The following is a 22,150-nucleotide window of genomic DNA, read 5'->3' as shown; positions in this document are numbered from 1 at the left end:
AATGCACAGCCTGATCCTCGGCGGCGCCCGTTCGGGCAAGAGCCGCCTGGCCGAGCAACTGGCCGAAGCCAGCGGCCTGCCGGTGACCTATATCGCCACCAGCCAGCCGCTGGACGGCGAGATGAATGAGCGCGTGCGCTTGCACCGCGAACGGCGTCCGCCCCATTGGGGGCTGGTGGAGGAGCCCGTGGCGCTGGCCGCCGTGCTGCACGCCGAAGCCGCCCAAGGGCGCTGCCTGCTGGTGGACTGCCTGACGCTGTGGCTGACCAACCTGCTGATGCTCGAGGATGACCAGCGCCTGGCGCAGGAGCGCGACGCGCTGCTCGCCAGCCTGGCGCAACTGCCGGGCACGATCATCCTGGTCAGCAACGAAACCGGCCTGGGCGTGGTGCCCATGGGCGAACTGACCCGCCGTTATGTCGACCTGGCAGGCACGTTGCACCAGGCCGTGGCCGAACGCTGCCAGCGCGTGGTGCTGACTGTCGCCGGCCTCCCTCTCATGCTCAAAGGACCAGCCTTATGACCCCGATGTGGTGGCGTGACGCCTGCCAACCCCTCGACAGCGCCGCCATGGACCAGGCCCGCGCCCGTCAGCAACAGCTGACCAAACCGGCCGGCTCCCTCGGCCAGCTCGAAGGCCTGGCGGTACGCCTGGCCGGCCTGCAAGGGCGCGAGCGTCCCAGCCTGGAGCGGGTCGCCATCACGATCTTCGCCGGCGACCATGGCGTGGTGGAGGAGGGTATCTCTGCCTATCCGCAGGCGGTGACCGGGCAAATGCTGCGCAACTTCGTCGGCGGTGGCGCGGCGATCAGCGTACTGGCGCGCGAGCTGGACGCCGAGCTGCAGGTGGTCGACCTCGGCACTATCGACGCGGACCTGCACCTGCCAGGCGTGCACCACCTGCGCCTGGGCGCCGGCACCGCCAACTTCGCCCGCCAGCCGGCGATGACCGACGCGCAGCTGGCGGCGGCGTTGCAGGCCGGCCGCGACAGTGCCTTGCGCGCGCTCGACAACGGCGCCCAGCTGTTCATCGGCGGTGAGATGGGCATTGGCAACACCACTGCCGCGGCCGCGCTGGCCAGTACCTTGCTGGGCTGCCCGGCGCGTGAGCTGAGCGGCCCGGGCACCGGCCTGGACAGCGCCGGCGTGCGCCACAAGGCCGAGGTGATCGAGCGCGCCCTGGTGCTGCACGGCCTGCGTGCCGACCAGCCGCTGCAGGCATTGGCCTGTGTCGGCGGCTTCGAAATCGCCGCGCTGGCAGGTGCCTACCTGGCCTGTGCCCAGCATGGCGTGGCGGTGCTGGTCGACGGCTTCATCTGCAGTGTCGCCGCCTTGGTGGCGGTGCGCCTCAACCCGCAATGCCGCCCGTGGCTGCTGTTTGCCCACCAGGGCGCCGAGCCAGGCCACAAGACCCTGCTGGCTGCGCTGGAGGCCGAGCCGCTGCTGGCCCTGGGCATGCGCCTGGGCGAGGGCAGCGGCGCGGCGCTGGCGGTGCCGCTGATTCGCCTGGCTTGCGCCCTGCATGGGCAGATGGCGACCTTTGCCGAGGCCGCGGTGGCGGATCGCCCGGTATGATTCTCGAGCTGCTGCGTCATGGCGAGACCGAGCTCGGCGGCGGCCTGCGCGGCAGCCTCGACGATGCCCTGACCGAAAACGGCTGGGCGCAGATGCGTCAGGCCACCGCCGATGCCGGCCCCTGGGACGTGCTGGTCAGCTCACCGTTGCAGCGTTGCGCGTCGTTTGCCGAAGAGCTGGGGGCACGGGTCAACTTGCCGGTGCAGCGTGAGACCGGTGTGCGTGAGCTGCATTTCGGCGACTGGGAAGGGCAGAGTGCCGCCCAGATCATGCAGGCCGATGCTGATGCCCTGGGGCTGTTCTGGCGTGATCCGTATGCGTTCACTCCGCCTGCGGGTGAGCCGGTGCTGGCCTTTGCCGAACGGGTGCTGGCCGCGGTCGAGCGCCTGCGCCGCGAGCATGCCGGCAAACGGGTGTTGGTAGTGACCCATGGCGGGGTGATGCGCTTGCTGCTGGCGCGTGCACGCGGGCTGCCACGTGAGCAACTGTTGCAGGTCGAGGTCGGCCATGGCGCGCTGGTACGCCTGGCTGTGGCTGAAGACGGTCAGTTGCGCGAGGTGCGCTGAGATGCTGCCGTTCTGGATTGCCCTGCAGTTTCTCAGCAGCCTGCCGGTGCGCCTGCCGGGCATGCCGGCGCCACAGGAAATGGGGCGTTCGCTGCTGTTCTATCCCGTGGTGGGGCTGCTGTTCGGTGTGTTGCTGTGGCTGGCCAGCCAGCTGCTGCATGGCGTGGCGGCCCCTCTGCACGCGGCCTTGCTGCTGGCGCTGTGGGTGTTGCTCAGTGGCGCGCTGCATCTGGATGGCCTGGCCGACAGCGCCGATGCCTGGCTGGGTGGGTTCGGCGATCGCGAGCGCACTTTGCAGATCATGAAGGACCCGCGCAGCGGGCCGATCGCCGTGGTCACCCTGGTACTGGTGTTGTTGCTCAAGTTCTGTGCTCTGTGGGTACTGGTCGAGCGGGGGGCTGGCGGCCTGCTGGTGCTGGCGCCGGTGGTGGGGCGGGCGGCGCTGCTTGGGTTGTTCCTCGGTACGCCTTATGTGCGCCCCGGCGGGCTCGGGTCGGCACTGGCGGAGCATCTGCCGCGGCGCGGCGCCGCGTGGGTGTTGCTAGGCAGCGCGGCACTCTGCGTCACCTTGGGCGGCTGGTCGGTGCTATGGGTGTTGCTGCTGACGGCAGTGGCGTTCGCCTGGTTGCGACGGGTGATGTGCAAGCGCTTGGGAGGGACCACCGGGGATACCGCCGGGGCACTGCTCGAGTTGCTGGAACTGGTGGTGGTGCTTGGCCTGGCGTTGCAGTAGGTCGCGTCTGAAAAATCCTGCGGGGAAAACGGAAAACCATACCAAGCACTTGTTCTATCCTCGTTCGCTCGCCAACCACCAGGAATGCCTCGCATGCACCACTGGATCCTCGCCGGCCTGCTTGTGCTTGCCGGCATGCCCGCCAACGCCGCCGACCTGATCGACTTCTGGGATACACCTCGCCATGGCGGCAACAGCTTCAATCGCCTGCCCCCGGACCAGGCCTACTTCGATGCCTTGAAAAGCTACGGTGCCAGCTGGGTACGCCTGTCGTACGACAAATGGCAGCCGGCCAAGCGCGATTTCCTGTTGGGCAATGCCGACGATTACCAAGGCTTGGCTGCCAGCGATCTGCGGCAGCTGGTCGAAGTACTAGACCGCGCCCACGCCGCTGGGCTCAAGGTGGTCATCACGCCACTGTCGCTGCCTGGCATGCGCTGGGCGCAGAACAACCAGGGCCGTTTCGACGACCGGCTGTGGCACGACAAGCGTTTCTGGACCCAGTCCGCGCGTTTCTGGCGTGATGTTGCCCTGGCGCTCAAGGATCACCCGGCCATCGCCGCCTACAACCTCGTCAACGAGCCTGCGCCTGAGAAACAGGGGGACCTGGCCGAGCATGCCGATCTTGCCCGGATGAAGCAGTGGTACGCCCGCGAGCAGGGCGGGCCGCGTGACCTGCCTGCGCTCTATCGGCAACTGGTAGCGGCGATCCGCGAGGTCGACGGCAAGACGCCGGTGATGGTCGATGCCGGCTGGTACGCTGCTGCCGACGCCTTCGGCTACTGGCCCGCGGCGCTGGAGGATGAGCGCGTGCTGTACAGCGTGCATATGTACGAGCCCTATGCTGCCACCAGCGCGCCGAACCTGGCCCGCCGCCAACCATACACCTACCCGGGGCCGGTACCGTTCGCCGGGAAGACGCAGCAGTGGGACGCCGGGCAGGTCGCGCGCTACCTGGAAAAGCCGGTGGATTGGGCCGCTGCCATCAAGCTGTCGCGTTCGCGCCTGGTGGTAGGCGAGTTCGGTTGCATGCGCCGCCTGCCCGGTTGCCGGCAATACCTGGAGGATGTGCTCACGGTGCTTGATCGCCAGCAGTTGCATTGGGCGTTCTACAGCTTCCGCGAAGACAGCTGGGACGGCATGGACTACGAACTGGGTTCGACCAAGGTGCCGTGGCGGTACTGGCAGGCGATCGACAAGGGGGCGCCTGACCCACTGGTACGCAAGGCCACAGTGGAGTTCGAGCCGATCCGTCGGCGTCTACAGCCCACAACCACCCCTTGAAATGTCTTGCAACGTCGTTGATGCGGGTATATACACGTATCCATGCTGACCAGTGAATGCATCTGTACCCATCTACGTCGTGCCGCCCGTGGGGTGAGCCGGCATTACGACGAGGCCCTTGTCGGCTTCGGCATCAATGTCGCCCAGTTTTCCCTGCTGCGTCATGTCCAGCGCCTCGACCGCCCCAGTATCACCTGCCTGGCCGAGGCCATGGGCCTGGAGCGCAGCACCTTGGGCCGCAACCTCAAGGTGCTCGAGGCCGAGGGCTTGGTGCGGCTGGCCGACGGAGAAGACCAGCGCAACCGTGTGGTGCTGTTGAGTGAGGCGGGCAGGGCATGCCTGGATGCCGCCTACCCGGCCTGGCAGCAGGCCCAGGCGCAACTGGTGAAGCGGCTGGGTGAGGGGCAGCGCGACGAGTTGGTGCGCTTGCTGGAGCAACTCGCCTGATACACGACGATTAAAAGCGGGTATATACCCGCATAAACCTTGCGATGGGCTGGAGACAACGACAATGACTTCCCTTTGGCGGAGCAGCGGTTGGGTACTTCTGGGGGCGGCGCTGATCCTCGCGCTGTCGCTGGGGGTGCGGCATGGTTTCGGCCTGTTTCTGGCGCCGATGAGCGCCGATTTCGGCTGGGGCCGTGAAGTATTTGCCTTCGCCATTGCCCTGCAGAACCTGATCTGGGGCCTGGCCCAGCCGTTCACGGGGGCCCTGGCCGACCGCCTGGGCGCGGCCAAGGTGGTGGTCATCGGCGGCATTCTCTACGCAGTCGGGCTGGCGATGATGGCCTTTGCCGATTCGGCCTGGTCGCTGTCGCTCAGTGCCGGCCTGCTGATCGGCATCGGCCTGTCCGGTACTTCGTTCTCGGTGATCCTCGGCGTGGTCGGCCGCGCCGTGTCGGCGGAGAAGCGCAGCATGGCCATGGGCATCGCCAGCGCCGCCGGCTCTTTCGGTCAGTTCGCCATGCTCCCAGGCACCCTGGGGCTGATCCAGTGGCTGGGCTGGTCGACAGCCTTGCTGGTACTGGGCCTGTTGGTGGCCTTGATCGTGCCGTTCGTGGGCATGCTGCGCGACCGCCCGCTGCCCAGCCATGGCGCCGAGCAGACCCTCGGCCAGGCATTGCGTGAAGCGTGCGCGCATTCCGGTTTCTGGTTACTGGCGCTGGGCTTCTTCGTCTGTGGTTTCCAGGTGGTGTTCATCGGCGTGCACCTGCCGGCCTACCTGGTCGACCAGCACCTGCCGGCGACTACCGGCACCACCGTGCTGGCGCTGGTAGGCCTGTTCAACATCGTCGGCACCTACACCGCGGGCTGGTTGGGTGGGCGCATGTCCAAGCCGCGCCTGCTGACCGGCCTGTACCTGCTGCGCGCCGTGGTCATCGTGCTCTTCCTTTGGGCGCCGGTGACCCAGTACAGCGCCTACCTGTTCGGCATCGCCATGGGCCTGCTGTGGCTGTCCACGGTACCGCTGACCAATGGCACCGTGGCCACGCTGTTCGGCGTGCGCAACCTGTCGATGCTCGGCGGCATCGTGTTCCTGTTCCACCAGCTGGGTGCGTTCCTTGGCGGCTGGTTGGGCGGCGTGGTGTATGACCAGACCGGCAGCTATGACCTGGTGTGGCAGATCTCGATCCTGCTCAGCCTGCTGGCCGCGGCGCTCAACTGGCCGGTGCGCGAACGCCCGGTCGCCCGCTTGCAGGCCCAGACGGCATGAACCGCCTTCTCGGCCGCGGCCTGCTGCTGGTTGCCGCAGTGCTGGTATTGGCGCTGGTGTGGTGGGGCTGGCACAAGGGTGGCCTGGCGCTGATGCAGTTGGGCATGAGCCTGTGTTAAGCGCTACCCTGCACAGTCAAGGAATCATGTGCAGGAGACCGATATCATGCATGCCCGCTGGCTGACCCTACCCCTGCTGGCCCTGGCCGCCGCCACTTCGAGCTGGGCGGCGGACTGCCCGGCGCTGCTTCAGGGCAGCCTGCCCGAGCTGCGCGGCAAGGAGCAGATCGACCTGTGCCAGCGCTTCGCCGGCAAGCCGCTGGTGGTGATCAACACCGCCAGCTACTGCGGCTTCGCCCCGCAGTTTGAAGGCCTCGAGGCGACCTACAAGGACTACCGCAAGCAGGGCCTGGAAATGCTCGGCGTGCCGTCCAATGACTTCAAGCAGGAGGACGCCGACAGCGAGAAGACCGCCAAGGTCTGTTACGCCAACTATGGCGTGACCTTCACCATGACCAAGACCCAGGCTGTTCGTGGCAAGGATGCTATCCCGATGTTTGTCGAGCTGGCTCGGCAGAGCAGTGCACCGAAGTGGAACTTCTACAAGTATGTGGTGGATCGCAAGGGCAAGGTGATCGGTAACTTCTCCAGCCTGACCAAGCCGGATGATCCGGCGTTCAGGGCGGCGATCGACAAGGCGATTGCTTCACAGCCTTGAGCCAATACGTCCAGAGTGGGGGGCAGGTCGGCTGATCTGGTATTTTTACCAGTTATCTCCGGCGTCGAGATGGTGCAGTCTTGCTGAAAGATCGCGCTTGCCCGGAGGGCACATGGCAATCAACCATCTCGCGATGTGTGACCGTCAACAGTCGATTCTGACGGCGGCTGAAACACCTCGCAGCTATACACCCTATGGCGGATTATCGACGGCTCTGGGGGCAAGACTGGCCTATTGTGGCGAGCTGCGGGATGGGCTAACGGGTAATTATCACTTGGGTAATGGGCACCGTACTTACAGTCCCGCTCTGATGCGTTTTCATTCCCCTGACAGCTTGAGTCCATTCGGAGCAGGGGGAATTAATACCTACGCCTATTGCAGCAATGATCCAATCAATTACCGAGATCCTGAAGGGCGTAGTAAAAGTACTGTTACCCGGTTACTTCAAGCCTTTGGTATGGGGAAAACAGCTGTTCAGCTGAAACATATCGAAGCGGCAGCACATATGTGGGAGGCTTCGGGAACAAAGAACGCTGCCGATTTGGGTGACTGGTCTACGCTGGCGGGGGCGGTCGTGCTAGGCGCCCTTAATACTGTACTCTCGGCGCATGCCATGGCAGGCGGGTCACCCATGGGTAACTCGGAAGGTCTCATCAGCCCATATGACAGGTATCGTGGTTATTACAAACCTTACAAGATGAGTTCGCTTGACGAGTTGCAGCAGAACCTGAAATACAACTTGCTCCAGCTTTCACTTGGAGCACTGTCCACCGCTGCAGATGCGTACGCATCGGTTAGGCTTCTGCGCTTCACTGATGAGTGGAAACCCGACAAGGTTCATCCCTCTGCTTTTGAAGAACTTCGTGTGCTACGAACGGGGGACGACTCGCCTGTTTAAATGCCACGCAGGGTCTCAGCTATTGTGAACTGACAGTCAGTGTTACTAGGCGAATGACCACTGGGCGCACAATCAAAACACAGACGAATGCTACTGGCATCGCAAGCTGGTAGGCCTTGATGACATCCTTCAGATAGTTTTCATCAATTCCGCCGTTAGCGGCCGTAATCACAAAGCACATCAGCAGCGCCATGATGGCCGACATGTAAAAAGCAAAAACATAGGGCGTTGTGCTTCGGTGCAGCTTGCGTCGGCGGCGCGGTGTAGCGAATCCAGTCATGGTACTTCCTGAACGATGGGGTGGAGGCGCAGGTTAGCAATGGGGGGTGAAGTGCTGTAGACCTTGATCGGTAAGTTTTTTATAAAGAGAAACTTACGAATCAGCCAGGCATCCCATGGACCTACTTAACGCCATCCGCAGTTTCATCAAGGTCGTCGAGGCTGGCAGCATCGCCGGTGGAGCCCGCAGCCTGGGACTTACTCCAGCGGCCGTGAGCCAAAACCTGGCGCGGCTCGAGACACACCTGCAGGTACGTCTGTTGACCCGTACTACCCGCAACATGGCCCTGACACCGCCTGGCAGCCTGTACTACGAGCGTGTGCGGCATATTGAGCGCGAGCTTGCTCTGGCCGAGCAGGCGGTCACCACGCCGGACAGCGAGCCCCAAGGGCGATTGTGCATCGCCTCCACCTCAGCCTTCGGCCGACATGTACTGGCGCCGTTGATCCCGGCATTCAGCGCCCGCTATCCGCTGCTTTCGATAGAGTTGGTGATGGCTGATCGCAAGGTCAATCACGCTCTCGAAGATGTGGATGTCAGCCTGCGCATCACCCCGCAGTTGGAAGACCACTTGCTGGCCCGGCATATCGCCCGTATTCCATTTGTCTGCTGCGCGTCGCCTGGCTACCTGACCAGCGCTGGTCGGCCCACCACCCCGGAAAACCTGCAAGACCATAGTTGCCTGGTGTTCCGCTACCCGGTGGATGGGCGCTTGCTGCCCTGGGGCTTCATGCGCGACGGGCTGCGTTTCGAGGCCCGATTCGGCAGGGTATTGATCAGTGACGACATCGATGCGCTGACCCAGATGGCCCTGAATGACGGCGGCATTACTCGCCTGGCGGAGTTCGTCGTGCGTCCGCACCTGGATGCCGGCCGGCTGGTGTCGTTGTTTGAAAACAATGGCGGTGGCCACGCTTATGCCCGGACTGAACCGATGGATGTCTATCTATGCTTGGCCGACCGCTTTGCTCTGACGACCAAGGTGCGTGTATTCATGGAATACCTGCAACAGTGCCTGGGTGAACAATGGCCCGTGCAGGCATGAAAAAACCGCCACGAGGGCGGTTTCTTCATGCCGCGGGTGACACTCAGAAGCGGTAGGTCAGCGAAGCACCAATACCGTGGGCGCTGTTTTCGTACTTGGCCTGGTAGCTGCCTTTGAGGCCGGCCTCGGTCAGGCTGTGTGGCTGGTTGTTGACCTTGGTGTCCTCTTCCCACAGGTAGGAGTAGGCCACGTCGATGGTCATGTCGTCGGACGGGCTCCAACCGGCACCGATGCTGAAGATCTTGCGATCGCCAGTGGGGATGCGCGGCGAACGGTTGGTGTTGTTGGTCGGCGACTGGTCAACCGAGAAACCGGTACGCAGGACCCATTCCTTGTTGACCTTGTACGAGGCACCAATGGCGTGAGCCCAGGTGTCGTGCCAGTTCTGCTCTTCGGTAATGGTCGCGAACTGCCCGGCAGGGCCTGCCGGCACTTCGTTGTTGACCGTGATGTTCTCCAGGCGGCTCCAACGGGTCCAGGTGCTGCCTGCGTACAGGGTCCACTGGTCGTCCAGCTCGTGGGTTACCGAGAAGTCCACCGACTCGGGGGTCTTGATCTTCAGGGTGGCATCGAACTTGTTGCCGTCCAGGCCCAGCAGCGGGTAGCTGACCTTGGTCTTGCCTTCGAGCTTGTAGTCGACCATCGAGTGGTAGGTCAGGCCGACGCGGGTGCGGTCGGTGGCTTGCACCAGGATACCGATGTTGTAGCCAACCGCGGTGTCGTCGCCCTTGATCTTAACTTCGCCATCGGCCGGACGCAGCGGCGAGATACTGGCCAGGTTTGAGCCCAGTTCACCCTCGATGCGGTTGATGGTCGGGCCGAAACCGATCGAGACCTTGTCGTTGAACGCATAGCTTACGGTCGGCTGGAAGGTCACGACCTGAACATGGCTTTTCTTGCCCCAGTAGCGCGCGGCATCGTCGCTGCCGTAGTCGGTGACCAGGCCGAATGGCACGTAGACGCCGAAACCGACGCTCCAGTGGTCATCGATGGACTTGACGTAGTAACCCATCGGCACGCCGACCAGAGGCACCATGTCGCCGTCCATTTCCCCCCCTTTGTTGCTGCCGCGTCCGGAAATATCGGACTTGGCGATGACCGCGGCACCGCCAACGGTCATTTGATCGCGCTTCAGGCGGGACATGCCCGCCGGGTTGCCATACACGGTGCTGGCATCTTCGGCAGAAGAAGAACGACCCGCAAAACCTGTCCCCATGCCGCTGATGCTCTGTTCGTTCAGGGCAAAGCCGCTGGCGAGCAATTGGCTGGAAGCGAGGGCAACGGCAACGCCGAGAGAGGTTTTGAGCATAACTTTTTTCATTATTAGAAACTCCTTGGGATCTCCGGGGCGAAACGCTACCAACAAATGCCGCGCTGCGCTATAGGCTAGAACGCAGGAGATAGAGCGGTTTTGTAGGACAATCCGACCAAAATTCCGTTTATTCCGGGTGTAGGACGTGGCTGTTCAGGAGGCGTGGGTCAGCATCGGCTCGATGCACTGGTGCCAGGCGTGGGTGAAATCCCGCAGGCGCCCCTGGGGGTGGAAGGTCTGCCGCCAAATCCGCGCCAGGCCCAATAGATCGTCGGCGGCCGGCAGCGGCGTGGCCTGCTCTTCTATCAGCATCCAGGCGATGGCGGTGGCATAGCGCAGGTTGACGGTGAGTTCGAGGTGCGGGCCACCGAGGAAGGCGTGCTGGCTGGCCAGGCCACGGACCAGGCTGGCCAGTTCGGGGTCGCGTGCGAGGTATTCGTCCCATAAACAACGGTGACGATTCTCACCGATCCGGTAAAGCCCATGGCCGCGTCGGTCATGCAGGGCAGCCCCTAGCCCCGACTGGCTTGCAGCAACGCCCAGTAACAAAGCTTCTGCGCTGTCGCAGTGGCGGCCCAAGTAGATCAGGGTCGGTCGGATCACGTATCGACTCAACTCGTTCGCAGCGATGCCCATGATGGCCTCTTACGAAAAGGGCCGACGGGCGCTGGAGCTTGGCAGCTGGTGAGTGGTCAGGCCCGCCGGAAGCGGCAGGTGCCGCTCGAGTTGAAGTGTAGTGTGATAACTGTGTTGTAAAGGGCTGTTTTTAAATCGATTGCAGCCAGAAGGCGCGGAGCATATGCCCGCTGGCGATTAAGCCAATTACCTTCAGGCTGGCGCGTGCAGGGTGTATTCATGACGTGAATTGCCCGTCATTCATTCATGCCGTCAACGACTGGCGCGCACGCTCGATCACGGCCTGCAGCGGCTCGGCCCGGTTGTATTGTTCCGGATAGAGGCGCTCGCTGTGGCAGGCGACACCGTATTGGTCGACCAGGGTGAAGCTGAAGCTGCCCTTACGTGGGGCAACGATAAGGCACTTGAGTGGAGCGAAGGCCTGGGAAAGGGTGCCAAAGGCAGCCTGGATTTGTTGATGGTTACTCATATTGTTGGATGTTCCTGCGTAAGACACGGTGTTTGATCCGTGCACAATAGAAACGTTCCAGTGACGTCTTTATTAAGGAGACGCAGAACCTGACTGGAACAGGGCAGCCAGAGGGGCGCATGCAATAAGTGGCGCTGGGCTGACTGGTAGGTACGACAGAAGGCAGGCAGCACACCGACACCAGGGTTCTGGGCGTCGGGGACGATCCTGATCAATCTGAAAACGTGATTCGTGCTGGGCAGGGTTTGCCGAGTGAATCATCGAATGGGCCGGTCCCGATGGGGCAGCGCCTGCTCGTCTTGAGCGTCGGGCTGTAGGGACTAAGTGGCCAGAATGACTTCAGCTGGGTACTAACAGTGCGCAACCCTACGCGAACATTCAAGGGTTGGCAAGTTTTTATTTCTTGCGGGGAGCCGACCATTATGTCGCCTATTGCACCTGCTGTGAAGAGGGGGAAATGCCCCGGTAATCGCCTGGATGTGCCGTTTTCGGGCGCAGTCGTGCCGTTTGTTGGTGCACTTGTACACACTCGCCCGGAGACTTGTAACGCACTTGCAACATCCTGTGGAGGGCTCGCCAATGACTTGACTAAGGGCTTAAGTCAATGAAAAAAAACACTAATTTTTGCTGGTGAAAAAATCGACAGTTTGACTGAAAGCCCCATTTCACAGGGGTTTGCGGGCTGCCTTCAGGGGTTGTCCACCGACTTATCCACAGGTTCTGTGGATTGTCCCGGGCGCTTGCTCTAGGACGGGCGTGCCAGCTGTTTTGTTGATTGTCCGACAATTGGTGGCGCGGTCTGGCACGGGCATTTTCACGGTGAAAACGTCAAGAAAAAATCATCGAAAAAAATGTCGATCAGCCGAAAGTCGCCCGGGCCAGCTTGCAAAAAATCGAGTAGAGTGGCGCGCCTCTCGAGTCACCCTTGCTGTTGGTCATGAAGCTTCGCGGTAAACACTTCGCCAGTCCTGATGCCTCTGCATCGCTGCCGTCCCCCAAGCGCTTTTCCCTGAAAGTGGCCCTGTGGCTACTCGACAGCCCGCACCTGGGCGACAAGCCCAGTGTCAAGCACCTGGCCGGGCGCATGCTCAAGCAACCGGCGCGCCAGGGTGTGGTGGTGGCGCAAAGCCGCCTGGGGCAGATGCTCTGCCGGGACTGCGGCAATGCCCGCGACCGGCGTATCGGTCATGAACTGTTGCGTCAGGCGGCGCGTGCCGGCGACCGTCGGGCACAGCTGGAATTTGGCCGATTGTGCCAGGCCCAGGAGCCTGAACTGGCCCGTTACTGGTTAGAGCTGGCGGCGGGGCAGGGTTCGCAGGAGGCGCGGCGGCTGTTGCGTCAGTGGTTCCCCGCTTGAGCAGGCGCGGGCGTGCCCGCGACAGGGCTGCACAGGCAACCGCGCCAGCAGCCTGATAAGCTGCGCAGCATCAATCAGTGTTCGATCGGGGTAGGCATGACAGTGGATCTGACCAGCATTCTGCTGGGCTTGGTGGCAGGTGCCGTGCCTTGCCTGGGCTGGGTCATGCAGGTACAGCGCAACCAGGGGGCGCGCAAGGCCGAGCAAGCTCTGCTTGCAGAGCGCCTTGCCGCCGCGCAGTTGGCCCAGGCCGGCCTGCAGGCGCAGCTGGAGGCCAGCCGTGACGAGGTCAGCGATCTCAGCGAGGCCAACACCGTCAAGCAGACCCAGCTCGCCGCCCAGGGGCGTGAGCTGGAGTTGCTGCAGATCGACCGTGACAACAGCCGCGACGCCGCCCACGCCTGGCACCTCGAGCGCGCCAACCGTGAGGCCGAGCTGCGCCGCCTGGAGGCGCAGGCCGCTCGCCTGGAGGCCGAGTTGCGCGAGCAGCAGGAAAGCCACCAGCAACGCCTGGAGGACCTGCAGGAAGCCCGCGACACCCTGCGCGCCCAGTTTGCCGACCTGGCCACCAAGATCTTCGACGAGCGCGAACAACGCTTCGCCCAGACCAGCCAGCAGCACCTGGGCCAATTGCTCGACCCGCTCAAGGAGCGTATCCAGGCCTTCGAGAAGCGTGTCGAGGAAAGCTACCAGCAGGAAGCCCGTGAGCGGTTCTCCCTGGGCAAGGAGCTCGAGCGCCTGCAGCAGCTCAACCTGCGCCTGTCCGACGAAGCCACCAACCTCACCCAGGCGCTCAAGGGCCAGAAGACCCAGGGCAACTGGGGCGAACTGATCCTGGAGCGGGTGCTGGAGCACGCCGGCCTGGAGAAGGGGCGCGAGTACCAGACCCAGGTCAGCCTCAAGAGCGCCGATGGCGAGCGGTTCCAGCCCGACGTGCTGATCATGCTGCCGGGCGACAAGCAGGTGGTGGTCGATGCCAAGGTCAGCCTCACGGCCTACCAGCAGTTCGTCGGCAACAACGATGAGGCCGCGCTCAAGCAGCATGTGCAGTCGCTGCGCAATCACGTCAAGGGTTTGTCGAGCAAGGACTACAACCGCCTGGAGGGCCTGCACAGCCTCGACTTCGTGCTGTTGTTCGTGCCCATCGAGGCGGCCTTCTCGGCGGCGCTGCAGGCTGAGCCCAACCTGTTCCAGGAGGCCTTCGACCGGCAGATCGTGATTGTCAGCCCGACCACCTTGCTGGCCACCCTGCGGGTGATCGACAGCCTGTGGAAACAGGAACGCCAGGGGCAGAACGCCCGCGAGATCGCCGAGCGCGCCGGCTGGCTGTACGACAAGTTCGTGCTGTTCATCCAGGACCTGGACGAGCTCGGCGCCCGCCTGGCCCAGGTCGACAAGGCCTACGCCGCGGCACGCAACAAGCTGTGCGAGGGGCGCGGCAACCTGGTCAGCCGCAGCGAGCAGCTCAAGCTGCTCGGCGCACGGGCCAGCAAGAGCCTGCCGGCCGAGCTGGTCGAGCGCGCCCTGAGCGACGAGGTCCTTACTGAACCAGGCTCAGATGCCGATTGAGCAGGGCGCGCAGGGCTGCCGGCTTGACCGGCTTGGCCAGGTAGTCCAGGCCCGCGGCATGGACCAGGGCGATGGTCTCGTTGCGCCCGTCGGCGCTGATCACCACGCCGGGCACCGGCTCGCCCAGGCGCGCCCGTAGCCAACCCATCAGCCCGGTGCCGGTCTCACCGTCATCCAGGTGGTAGTCCACCAACGCCAGGTGCGGGCGCAGGCCCTTGCCGAGCAGGGCCTCGCATTCGGCCTGGTTGCGCGCGGTCCACACCTGGCAGCCCCAGCGGCTGAGCAGGCTGTTCATGCCGATGAGGATGCTGTCCTCGTTGTCCACGCACAGCACCTGCAGACCGGCCAGCGGCTGGCCGGCTTGTTCCACGGGGGCGGGCGTCGCGGGCGCGGGGCTTCGGGCGATGGGCACGTTGACGCGGAACACGCTGCCCTTGCCCGGCCAGGAACGCACCTCCAGCGGGTGCGCGAGTACCCGGCACAGGCCGTCGGCGATCGCCAGGCCCAGGCCCAGGCCTTTTTCGGCGCGGGTCTGGTGGCTGTCCAGGCGTTTGAACTCCTGGAAGATCACCGCCAGCTTGTCGTCGGCGATGCCAGGGCCGCGGTCCCATACTTCCAGCCACAGGCTTTCACCTTTGCGTCGGGCGCCGAGCAGGATCGGGCCTTTGCCGTAGCGCAGGGCGTTGGTGAGGAAGTTCTGCAGCACCCGGCGCAGCAGCTTCATGTCGCTGTCGACCCGCAGGCGGCTGCCGCGCAGGCGGAACTCCAGGCCTTTTTCGGCGGCCAGTACCTTGAACTCGGTGCCGAGGGTATCGAACAGCTCGTTGAGGGCGAAGGGCTTGATGTCGGGGGTGACCTTGCCGTTCTCCAGGCGCGAAATGTCGAGCAGGTCGCTGATCAGCTCTTCGGCCGAGCGCAGCGAACTGTCCATGTGCCGCACCAGTTGCCGGGCTTCGTCGTTCATGCCCTCGGCTTGTTGCGACAGGGCGGCGGAGAACAGCCGGGCGGCGTTGAGCGGTTGCATCAGGTCGTGGCTGACGGCGGCAAGGAAGCGAGTCTTGGACTGGCTGACCGCCTCGGCGCGGCTCTTGGCCTCGGTCAACGCCTGGTTCAGCTGCGACAGTTCGTGGGTACGCTCGGCGACCCGCTGCTCCAGCCCCTCGTTGGAATCGCGCAGGGCCTGCTCGGCTTCGCGGAACGGGGTGATGTCGGTGAAACTCATGACGAAGCCGCCCCCGGGCATCGGGTTGCCGATCAGTTCGATCACCCGGCCATTGGGGAACAGCCGTTCGGAAGAGTGGGCGCGGCCCTGGCGCATCCAGTGCAGGCGCCGCGCCACATGCACCTGGGCCTCGCCCGGGCCGCACAGGCCGCGTTCGGCGTTGTAGCGGATGATGTCGGCGATCGGCCGGCCGACGCTGATCAGCCCGTCGGGGTAGTTGAACAGTTCGAGGTAGCGGCGGTTCCAGGCCACCAGGTGCAGGTTCTGGTCGACCACGCTGATGCCCTGGTTGATGTTCTCGATGGCCCCCTGCAGCAGCGCACGGTTGAATTGCAGCACTTCGCTGGCTTCGTCGGCGATGCGCACCACGTCCTCGAGCTGCATGTCGCGGCCTTCGATGGCGGCCTTGACCACCGCCCGGGTCGAAGAGGTGCCGAGCACGCCCGCCAGCAGCCGTTCGGTGTGTTCAATCCAGTCGCCGTCGGCGTTCTGGTTGGGGTTGAAGCCCTTGCCCTGGCGGTAGGCGAAGCGGATGAAGCTCTGCCGGGCACGTTCCTCGCCGACAAAACGTGCGGCGAGCTTGAGCAGGTCGTCGATCTGTACCGCCAGCAAAGGTTTGCTGGAGGGGCGGGCGCTGGTCTGCTGGCCGATGAAGCGCCCGGCCTGCCAGTGCTCGGAAACCCGCGTGCGCGACAGGATCGAGACCCAGGCGAACAGGGTGAAGTTGCCCGCCAGCGACAGCACCACGCCCTGGGTCAGCGGGGTGATTGGCAAGTTGAGCGGGTTGCCGTGCAGCCAGGCCAGGCCCGGGAACAGTTGCAGCGACCAGCCCAGGCTGTGGGCGGCGATCGGCAACACCAAGGTGTAGAACCACAGGAAGATGCCGGCGGCCAGGCCCGCGAACACGCCGCGGCGGTTGGCCTGCTTCCAGTACAGCGCGCCGAGCATCGCCGGGGTCAGCTGGGTGACCGCGGCGAAGGCGATCTGGCCGATGGTCGCCAGGCTCGCGGTGGAGCCGAGCAGGCGGTAGCTGACGTAGGCCAGCAGCAGGATCACCACGATGGTCACCCGGCGCACCGAGAGCATCCAGTGGCGGAACACCTCGAACGGCCGCTCGGCGTTGTTGCGGCGCAGCAGCCAGGGCAACAGCATGTCGTTGGAGACCATGGTCGACAGCGCCACGGCCTCGACGATGACCATGCCGGTGGCCGCCGAGGCGCCGCCGATGAACGCCAGCAGGGCCAGGCTTGGGTGGGCCTCGGCCAGCGGCAGGCTGATCACGAAGGAGTCGGAGATCACCGTGCCCGGCAGCAGCATCTGCCCAGCCAGGGCGATGGGCACCACGAACAGCGCGGCCAGGGCCAGGTACAGCGGGAACACCCAGCGCGCCAGGCGCATGTCCTGGGGCTCGATGTTCTCCACCACGGTGACGTGGAACTGCCGGGGCAGGCAGATGATCGCCATCATCGCCACGGCGGTCTGCACCACCATCGACGGCCAGTTGATGGTTTCTTCCCAGTAGTCGTTCAGGTGCACGGACTGCCGCGCCTGGGTGAACAGGTCGTCGAAGCCGTCGTACAGGTTGAACACCACGAAGGCGCCCACGGCGAGAAAGGCCAGCAGCTTGACCAGTGATTCGAAGGCGATCGCCAGGACCATGCCGCGGTGGTGCTCGGTGACGTCCAGGCTGCGGGTGCCAAAGACGATGGCGAACAGCGCCAGCACCAGCGACACCACCAGCGCGGTGTCCTGCACCCGGCTGCCAGTGGCGTCGGCATTGGCGCCGATCAGCAAATTCACCCCCAGCACGATGCCCTTGAGCTGCAGCGCGATGTACGGCAGCACGCCGACCAGGCAGATCAGCGCCACGACCACTGCGAGGGACTGCGACTTGCCGTAGCGGGCAGCGATGAAGTCGGCGATGGAGGTGATGTTCTGCTGCTTGCTGATCAGCACCATCTTCTGCAGCACCCAGGGCGCGAAGATGAGCAGCAGCACCGGGCCCAGGTAGATGGGCAGAAACGCCCAGAGCTGCTCGGCGGCCTGGCCGACCGCGCCGAAGAAGGTCCAGCTGGTGCAGTACACCGCCAGCGACAGGCTGTACACCCAGGCGCGCAGGCGCGGCGGCAACGGCGTGCTGCGGCGGTCGCCGTAGAAGGCGATGGCGAACATGATGGCCATATAGGCCAGGGCAACCACGGCGATCAGCCCGCTGGACAACGACATGCAAACTCCGGAGCAAAAAAGAAAACGCGGTCCCGATCAATCAGTCTGGCACGCAGGGCGCGGTTCGTCAGCGCCGACGATGGTCGCAGTGGCAGGACGTCGCAGGCCCCGTGACGGGCGGGTATTGCCAACTAAGCCTGTCGGGCCATGTGTGTCCCCAGCCAGTAGAACACCGCCGCCAGCATCACCGACCCGATCAACAGATAGAACACCGTCACCGGCACCACATGCCCCAGCGCCAGGCCCACCAGTATCGGGCCGAGCCCCGCGCCCAGGTTGGAGAGGTTCTGCGCGCCATAGTAAACCCCGCGCAGGTGCTCCGGCGCGATCAGGTCGATGAACATGAATTCGGCCGGAATCACGATGATCTCGCCCAGGGTGAACACCAGCATGGCCAGACACCAGACCAGCGCCGAAGCGGCCACGGAGAATCCCAGCAACCCGGCAACGAACATGGCCATGCCAGCCATCAGCCAAGGCATCAGGCGCTGACGGGTGATGCGTCGGCCAATCAGGTACTGCAGGCCGATCACTGCGAGGGCGTTGGTGGTGACCAGGTAGCTGGCCAGGCGCGCCACCTCGGCGGGATCGTGCTGAGTCACCACCAAGTACTGCGACAGGTAGGCGGTGAACTGGCCGAACACCACAGCACTGAGCACGCCGCCGAGGGTGAAGCAGACCAGCCGCCGGTCGCGCAGCATGCCCAGGGCGACCTGGGCGAAGCTCGCCGCCTGCCCGGCCTCGCGCAGGCCCAGCAAGCTGCGTTCGCCCAGGCGGTAGTAAGCCAGGCTCAGGCCGAGGCCGATCAAGGCCGACACCACGAACGGCAGGTGGTCGTCCGCCTCTATCAGCATCACCCCGAGCATCGGCCCTGCGGCCCAGGCGATGTTGTTGAACGTGTACTTGATGGCGAACACTTCGCCGCGTCGGTTCTCTGGCAGCAGGGCGCAGAACCCGGCCTTGGCGGCAATGTCGACCACCGTCTGGGCCAGGTAGGCCACCACCAGGAAACAGAAGAACGGCGCAGCCGAGGTACTGGCCACGATGCCGACGAAGGCCAGGGCGAACACCAGGGTGCAGGCGACGATCAGCGTATGGCTGCGCAGGGTGTCGACCAGGTGTCCGCCGTAGAGGCTGAGCAGGGATGCCAGGAGCATCGCGCCGCCGACCAGCAGGCCGGTCTGGCCGACCGACAGGCCCAGGTGCGTTGACAGGTACACCACCAGATAGGGCAGGGTGATCGCCCGGGCCATGGTCAAGGTGAAGGTGGTGAACAACAGCAGGCGAACCGCGGCGGGATAGCCTTTCAGGGCGCGGAGCATCGACTGATCCTTGTCATTGTCAGCGGTCAAGCATATGCCAGGTGCCGGACTGGCTGCTATATCTTTAAAATCGATAACAGATAGAGAAATTACCCGTTATATAGATATTCTATGCAGGCATAAGATATCTCTACCTTACACAAGGGCAGGAGACACCTTATGCCATGCACCCAGACCCGTACGCCTTCCTGGCGCCCGTTCAGCCAGTTGGCCCATCCCCGCGAAGTGATTCGCCAGTTCACCCCCAACTGGTTCGCCGCGACCATGGGCACCGGCGTGCTGGCCCTGGCCTTTCATCAGGTCCAGGTGCCGGGATTGGACAGCGTGGCCGAGGGACTGTGGTGGTTGACCATCGGCCTGTTTACCCTGTTCTGCGTCCTGTATGGCGCCCGCTGGATAATGTTCTTCAATGAGGCGCGGCGGATTTTCGCGCATTCCACCGTGTCGATGTTCTTCGGCACCATCCCCATGGGCCTGGCCACCCTCCTCAACGGCGCCCTGGTGTTCGGCTTGGCGCGCTGGGGTGAGGCTGTGGTGCCGTGGGTTGAAATGCTTTGGTGGCTGGACGTGGGCCTGGCGCTGCTATGCGGCGTGGCAATTCCCTACCTGATGTTTACCCGCCAGGAGCACAGCATCGACCAGATGACTGCGGTGTGGCTGCTGCCAGTGGTGGCGGCGGAGGTTGCCGCCGCCAGTGGCGGGTTGCTGGCGCCGCACCTGGCGGACGTTCACGCACAGTTCCTGGTGGTCATCACCAGCTATGTGATGTGGGCGGTTTCGCTGCCGGTGGCGTTCAGCATCCTCACCATCCTCATGCTGCGCATGGCCTTGCACAAACTGCCGCCGGCCAACATGGCCGCCTCCAGCTGGCTGGCGCTGGGCCCGATCGGTACCGGTGCGCTGGGCATGCTGGTGCTCGGTGGCGATGCGCCGGCGGTGTTCGCCGCCAATGGCCTGGGCGGCCTCGGCGAGGTGGCCCGTGGGCTGGGGCTGGTGGCCGGTATCGTGCTGTGGGGCGCCGGGTTGTGGTGGTTGCTGACGGCGGTGCTGATCACCCTGCGCTACATGCGCCAGGGCATGCCGTTCAACCTGGGTTGGTGGGGGTTCACCTTCCCCTTGGGCGTGTACTGCCTGGCCACGTTGAAACTGGCCGCCTGGCTGGGCCTGGGCTTCTTCACGGTGTTCGGCCAGGTGCTGGTGGTGGCGCTGGCGCTGCTCTGGCTGCTGGTGGCCAGCCGGACCCTGCGCGGGGCGTGGCGCGGCGAGCTGTTCGTGTCACCGTGCATTGCCCAGCGCTGATCGGCCTTACAGGTTGGGTGTGTAGTCGAAGGCGCTGGCGGCTTGGATATCGGTGAACGGGGTGACGGCCGCATGCTTGTTCATCACGCTGTTGACCAGAGAGCCTGGGAACATCTGGATGCCGTTGTTGAAGCGTTCCACTTCGCCGTTGAAAATCACGATGGCCGCGCCGACGTTCTGTTGCTGCTCGGCGATTTCGCGCATGAGGTTGTTCATCAGCTCCGAGGCCTTGAGATCGGGGTAGGCCTCGAAAGCCACGCGCAGCCCGCCGAGCAGCGAACGGGTTGCGTCCTCGGCCTTGGCCAGGGTCTTGCCGTCCGCCTCGACAGGCAGCTCGGCAATGGCGCTGCGCAGGCGGGTGATTCCGGCCAGCACGCCTTGTTCATGGTCGCGGTACAGGCCGGCCTGCTCTTGCAGCGCATCGAGCACCTTGGTCTTCTGCCGCTCATAGGTCAGCACATCGGCCCAGGCGCGTTTGACCCGGTTATGGTTGCCGACGATGCCGTTGTGCAGGCTGATGACGATCAGCGGTACGCCGATCAGCACGGCGAGCAGGATAAGGGCGAAAAGGTCCATGTCAGTGCTCCGTCTGTAGCTGTGCCGGGGTAGGCACGGTGAAATTGTCGTCGTGCTGCTCGGCCAGGGTGTGCACGGCGTCGAGCAGAGCGCTGAGCTGTGGCAGGTGCACGCCGTGGTCGATCAGCAAGCGGAAATCGCTCGCGCGGGACAGCTCGCAAGTCAGCTTGAAAGCGAGTGGGTTGTCGTTGCTGCTCAGGCACAGTTGCCCGTGCTGCGAGAACTCCAGGTTGGGCGTATCAAGCTGGCGATGCAGGTCGATCAGGTGCAGCACCGTCACCGGCTTGGCGAAGCGGACGCAGGCCATGGCCGAGCTGCCAGTGAGGCTGAAGGCGCGGTCGAAGTCGCTTGAGGCGGTCTTGAAGTGGTGCTCCATGTCGACCATGGATGAGCGGCCGCCGCTGCCGCCACCCAGGGCGATTCCCTGCACCCAAGGGAAGTCGATCACCAGGCTGTAGCGATCGTATTCCTGGTAGGAGGTCACGGTTTTCGAGGTTGTGCCGCCCTTGCCATCGGACTCGGTTTCCTGGTGGGTCTGTTTGTCCACGTAATGCAGGTGGTACCAGCGGTAGTTGAAGCTGTGCAGCCGACCCTGATAGTGGCCCTGCACGGCGCGGCGCAGGAAGCGCTTGTGGTTGCCGCGCACATAGTCGCGAAACTCGATTTGCAGGCCCTTGAGCAACTGGCTGTCGGTCACCGGGATTTCCTGCAGGCCGGCGGTGATCAGGCTGGAGCGCTCGGCCAGGTCGTAGGCAAGCTTGGGGATGAGCTTCCTGCGCTGATAAAGGACGATCAGGCTGAACGCAGCGCCACCGAGCAGGCCGAGCGTGAGGTTGGACGCAAGCTGCGGCACGCTCTGGCCCAGCAGCTTGGCCAGCGGCGCCAGCAGCGGCTCGTACGCCTGCAAGTAGCCTGCGATGCTGGCAATGGCCAGTGGTCCACAGAGCAGGGCCATCAGCCAGGGCACCCGGTTGTCGAACTGCATGTTGCCGTAAAAGGCGGCCATGGCGTCCACGGCGGCCAGCAGTTCCTGCTTGGTCGTCGCCGTGCGTGCGGTGTGGCTGGCCGCCCGCACTGTGCGTTTGAGCCGGGCGTTGTGGGTATTCAATTGAATCAATGGCTGGCCTTCATCCCTGTCCAGTTCGACCCCAAGTGGCGCACCTTTGCGCGTTGGTGAGGGGCGGCAGTCTGCCAGCTTCGCGGTTGCCGTTCCATCGTGTCGAGCGACAGGCGCTGAACTGACAGCCGCTGCTTCTGCCGCAGGCGTGGCGCAGCCGAAACTTATGGAAGGAGCAACGGGCTTGCCTTCATCGTCCATTCCCGTGCAGATTTGTGGCTTTATGCGCTGAA

Annotated in this window: 22 protein-coding genes; 14 read left to right on the top strand and 8 right to left on the bottom strand. The window is 64.1% G+C overall.

Annotated features, from left to right (window positions below; all coding sequences use genetic code 11):
- The first annotated feature begins 1 nt into the window (after window position 1).
- From cobU to AC3WL2_RS10335, 10 genes are all read left to right on the top strand, one after another.
- Window positions 2-523, top strand: coding sequence for a bifunctional adenosylcobinamide kinase/adenosylcobinamide-phosphate guanylyltransferase (gene cobU / locus AC3WL2_RS10380; RefSeq protein WP_102683636.1), 522 nt, complete (start codon window positions 2-4; stop codon window positions 521-523).
- Entirely contained in the window at window positions 520-1,575 is a 1,056-nt protein-coding gene (cobT, locus tag AC3WL2_RS10375) for a nicotinate-nucleotide--dimethylbenzimidazole phosphoribosyltransferase (RefSeq protein WP_102683637.1), read from the top strand. Before cobU ends, cobT begins: the two co-directional genes overlap by 4 nt.
- Window positions 1,572-2,141, top strand: coding sequence for an alpha-ribazole phosphatase family protein (gene cobC, locus AC3WL2_RS10370; protein ID WP_102683638.1), 570 nt, complete (start codon window positions 1,572-1,574; stop codon window positions 2,139-2,141). Before cobT ends, cobC begins: the two co-directional genes overlap by 4 nt.
- Before the next feature lies 1 nt (window position 2,142).
- Window positions 2,143-2,874: an adenosylcobinamide-GDP ribazoletransferase gene (locus AC3WL2_RS10365; protein WP_102683639.1), complete on the top strand. Its 732-nt coding sequence runs from the start codon at window positions 2,143-2,145 to the stop codon at window positions 2,872-2,874.
- Between the two features lie 93 nt (window positions 2,875-2,967).
- Complete coding sequence (locus AC3WL2_RS10360) at window positions 2,968-4,158, top strand: glycoside hydrolase family 5 protein (RefSeq protein ID WP_102683640.1); 1,191 nt, start codon at window positions 2,968-2,970, stop codon at window positions 4,156-4,158.
- 42 nt (window positions 4,159-4,200) lie between these two features.
- A complete protein-coding gene (locus AC3WL2_RS10355; RefSeq protein ID WP_102683641.1) occupies window positions 4,201-4,605 on the top strand; it encodes a MarR family winged helix-turn-helix transcriptional regulator in 405 nt (134 codons plus the stop codon).
- 64 nt (window positions 4,606-4,669) lie between these two features.
- On the top strand, window positions 4,670-5,872 hold the full coding sequence (locus tag AC3WL2_RS10350; RefSeq protein WP_102683642.1) for an MFS transporter: 1,203 nt from the start codon (window positions 4,670-4,672) through the stop codon (window positions 5,870-5,872).
- Window positions 5,869-5,991, top strand: coding sequence for a hypothetical protein (locus tag AC3WL2_RS10345; RefSeq protein ID WP_256205968.1), 123 nt, complete (start codon window positions 5,869-5,871; stop codon window positions 5,989-5,991). Before AC3WL2_RS10350 ends, AC3WL2_RS10345 begins: the two co-directional genes overlap by 4 nt.
- A 46-nt stretch (window positions 5,992-6,037) precedes the next feature.
- The gene (locus AC3WL2_RS10340; protein WP_102683665.1) at window positions 6,038-6,589 is read left to right on the top strand and encodes a glutathione peroxidase; all 552 of its coding nucleotides are present in this window, start codon (window positions 6,038-6,040) and stop codon (window positions 6,587-6,589) included.
- A gap of 112 nt (window positions 6,590-6,701) precedes the next feature.
- Window positions 6,702-7,487: an RHS repeat-associated core domain-containing protein gene (locus AC3WL2_RS10335; protein ID WP_256582628.1), complete on the top strand. Its 786-nt coding sequence runs from the start codon at window positions 6,702-6,704 to the stop codon at window positions 7,485-7,487.
- 19 nt (window positions 7,488-7,506) lie between these two features.
- On the opposite strand, the gene AC3WL2_RS10330 is transcribed toward AC3WL2_RS10335, so the two are convergent.
- A complete protein-coding gene (locus tag AC3WL2_RS10330; protein WP_102683644.1) occupies window positions 7,507-7,767 on the bottom strand; it encodes a DUF2798 domain-containing protein in 261 nt (86 codons plus the stop codon).
- A gap of 115 nt (window positions 7,768-7,882) precedes the next feature.
- Here AC3WL2_RS10330 and AC3WL2_RS10325 point away from each other — a divergent pair, with 115 nt between their 5' ends.
- Window positions 7,883-8,812, top strand: coding sequence for a LysR family transcriptional regulator (locus AC3WL2_RS10325; protein WP_102683645.1), 930 nt, complete (start codon window positions 7,883-7,885; stop codon window positions 8,810-8,812).
- A gap of 43 nt (window positions 8,813-8,855) precedes the next feature.
- Here AC3WL2_RS10325 and AC3WL2_RS10320 read toward each other — a convergent pair whose 3' ends face one another.
- From AC3WL2_RS10320 to AC3WL2_RS10310, 3 genes are all read right to left on the bottom strand, one after another.
- Window positions 8,856-10,133 carry an OmpP1/FadL family transporter gene (locus AC3WL2_RS10320; protein WP_102683646.1) on the bottom strand — a complete coding sequence of 426 codons (1,278 nt, stop codon included), beginning with the start codon at window positions 10,131-10,133 and terminating at the stop codon, window positions 8,856-8,858.
- Between the two features lie 144 nt (window positions 10,134-10,277).
- Entirely contained in the window at window positions 10,278-10,760 is a 483-nt protein-coding gene (locus tag AC3WL2_RS10315) for a hypothetical protein (protein WP_102683647.1), read from the bottom strand.
- A gap of 244 nt (window positions 10,761-11,004) precedes the next feature.
- On the bottom strand, window positions 11,005-11,229 hold the full coding sequence (locus AC3WL2_RS10310; RefSeq protein WP_102683648.1) for a hypothetical protein: 225 nt from the start codon (window positions 11,227-11,229) through the stop codon (window positions 11,005-11,007).
- Window positions 11,230-12,166: 937 nt separating this feature from the next.
- Here AC3WL2_RS10310 and AC3WL2_RS10305 point away from each other — a divergent pair.
- Both AC3WL2_RS10305 and AC3WL2_RS10300 read left to right on the top strand, forming a co-directional pair.
- Window positions 12,167-12,586, top strand: coding sequence for a tetratricopeptide repeat protein (locus AC3WL2_RS10305; protein ID WP_102683666.1), 420 nt, complete (start codon window positions 12,167-12,169; stop codon window positions 12,584-12,586).
- Between the two features lie 210 nt (window positions 12,587-12,796).
- Window positions 12,797-14,155, top strand: a complete 1,359-nt coding sequence (locus tag AC3WL2_RS10300; RefSeq protein ID WP_173862442.1) for a DNA recombination protein RmuC — start codon at window positions 12,797-12,799, stop codon at window positions 14,153-14,155.
- Here the strand turns inward: AC3WL2_RS10300 and AC3WL2_RS10295 are convergent.
- A complete protein-coding gene (locus AC3WL2_RS10295; protein ID WP_102683649.1) occupies window positions 14,127-17,603 on the bottom strand; it encodes a hybrid sensor histidine kinase/response regulator in 3,477 nt (1,158 codons plus the stop codon). The genes AC3WL2_RS10300 and AC3WL2_RS10295 overlap by 29 nt on opposite strands.
- A gap of 131 nt (window positions 17,604-17,734) precedes the next feature.
- On the bottom strand, window positions 17,735-18,925 hold the full coding sequence (locus tag AC3WL2_RS10290; protein WP_102683650.1) for an MFS transporter: 1,191 nt from the start codon (window positions 18,923-18,925) through the stop codon (window positions 17,735-17,737).
- 159 nt (window positions 18,926-19,084) lie between these two features.
- On the opposite strand from AC3WL2_RS10290, the gene AC3WL2_RS10285 reads away from it, so the two are divergent.
- A complete protein-coding gene (locus AC3WL2_RS10285; RefSeq protein WP_102683651.1) occupies window positions 19,085-20,224 on the top strand; it encodes a TDT family transporter in 1,140 nt (379 codons plus the stop codon).
- Between the two features lie 6 nt (window positions 20,225-20,230).
- On the opposite strand, the gene AC3WL2_RS10280 is transcribed toward AC3WL2_RS10285, so the two are convergent.
- Both AC3WL2_RS10280 and AC3WL2_RS10275 read right to left on the bottom strand, forming a co-directional pair.
- Window positions 20,231-20,800 carry a LemA family protein gene (locus AC3WL2_RS10280; RefSeq protein WP_102683652.1) on the bottom strand — a complete coding sequence of 190 codons (570 nt, stop codon included), beginning with the start codon at window positions 20,798-20,800 and terminating at the stop codon, window positions 20,231-20,233.
- A gap of 1 nt (window position 20,801) precedes the next feature.
- A complete protein-coding gene (locus AC3WL2_RS10275) occupies window positions 20,802-21,917 on the bottom strand; it encodes a hypothetical protein (protein WP_102703527.1) in 1,116 nt (371 codons plus the stop codon).
- Between the last annotated feature and the right edge of the window lie 233 nt (window positions 21,918-22,150).

The organism is Pseudomonas sp. FW305-96 (genome assembly GCF_058783825.1).
This window is presented reverse-complemented; position numbering and strand designations above follow the sequence as displayed.

Bases quoted from the DNA above. Each gene is read 5' to 3' on its own strand.
- AC3WL2_RS10350 (WP_102683642.1), top strand. From the start codon at position 4,670: ATGACTTCCCTTTGGCGGAGCAGCGGTTGGGTACTTCTGGGGGCGGCG.
- AC3WL2_RS10290 (WP_102683650.1), bottom strand. From the start codon at position 18,925: ATGCTCCGCGCCCTGAAAGGCTATCCCGCCGCGGTTCGCCTGCTGTTG.
- AC3WL2_RS10330 (WP_102683644.1), bottom strand. From the start codon at position 7,767: ATGACTGGATTCGCTACACCGCGCCGCCGACGCAAGCTGCACCGAAGC.
- cobC (WP_102683638.1), top strand. From the start codon at position 1,572: ATGATTCTCGAGCTGCTGCGTCATGGCGAGACCGAGCTCGGCGGCGGC.
- AC3WL2_RS10325 (WP_102683645.1), top strand. From the start codon at position 7,883: ATGGACCTACTTAACGCCATCCGCAGTTTCATCAAGGTCGTCGAGGCT.
- AC3WL2_RS10315 (WP_102683647.1), bottom strand. From the start codon at position 10,760: ATGGGCATCGCTGCGAACGAGTTGAGTCGATACGTGATCCGACCGACC.
- AC3WL2_RS10310 (WP_102683648.1), bottom strand. From the start codon at position 11,229: ATGAGTAACCATCAACAAATCCAGGCTGCCTTTGGCACCCTTTCCCAG.
- AC3WL2_RS10340 (WP_102683665.1), top strand. From the start codon at position 6,038: ATGCATGCCCGCTGGCTGACCCTACCCCTGCTGGCCCTGGCCGCCGCC.
- AC3WL2_RS10345 (WP_256205968.1), top strand. From the start codon at position 5,869: ATGAACCGCCTTCTCGGCCGCGGCCTGCTGCTGGTTGCCGCAGTGCTG.
- AC3WL2_RS10360 (WP_102683640.1), top strand. From the start codon at position 2,968: ATGCACCACTGGATCCTCGCCGGCCTGCTTGTGCTTGCCGGCATGCCC.
- AC3WL2_RS10365 (WP_102683639.1), top strand. From the start codon at position 2,143: ATGCTGCCGTTCTGGATTGCCCTGCAGTTTCTCAGCAGCCTGCCGGTG.
- AC3WL2_RS10295 (WP_102683649.1), bottom strand. From the start codon at position 17,603: ATGTCGTTGTCCAGCGGGCTGATCGCCGTGGTTGCCCTGGCCTATATG.
- cobU (WP_102683636.1), top strand. From the start codon at position 2: ATGCACAGCCTGATCCTCGGCGGCGCCCGTTCGGGCAAGAGCCGCCTG.
- AC3WL2_RS10280 (WP_102683652.1), bottom strand. From the start codon at position 20,800: ATGGACCTTTTCGCCCTTATCCTGCTCGCCGTGCTGATCGGCGTACCG.
- AC3WL2_RS10305 (WP_102683666.1), top strand. From the start codon at position 12,167: ATGAAGCTTCGCGGTAAACACTTCGCCAGTCCTGATGCCTCTGCATCG.
- AC3WL2_RS10320 (WP_102683646.1), bottom strand. From the start codon at position 10,133: ATGAAAAAAGTTATGCTCAAAACCTCTCTCGGCGTTGCCGTTGCCCTC.
- AC3WL2_RS10335 (WP_256582628.1), top strand. From the start codon at position 6,702: ATGGCAATCAACCATCTCGCGATGTGTGACCGTCAACAGTCGATTCTG.
- AC3WL2_RS10285 (WP_102683651.1), top strand. From the start codon at position 19,085: ATGCCATGCACCCAGACCCGTACGCCTTCCTGGCGCCCGTTCAGCCAG.
- cobT (WP_102683637.1), top strand. From the start codon at position 520: ATGACCCCGATGTGGTGGCGTGACGCCTGCCAACCCCTCGACAGCGCC.
- AC3WL2_RS10355 (WP_102683641.1), top strand. From the start codon at position 4,201: ATGCTGACCAGTGAATGCATCTGTACCCATCTACGTCGTGCCGCCCGT.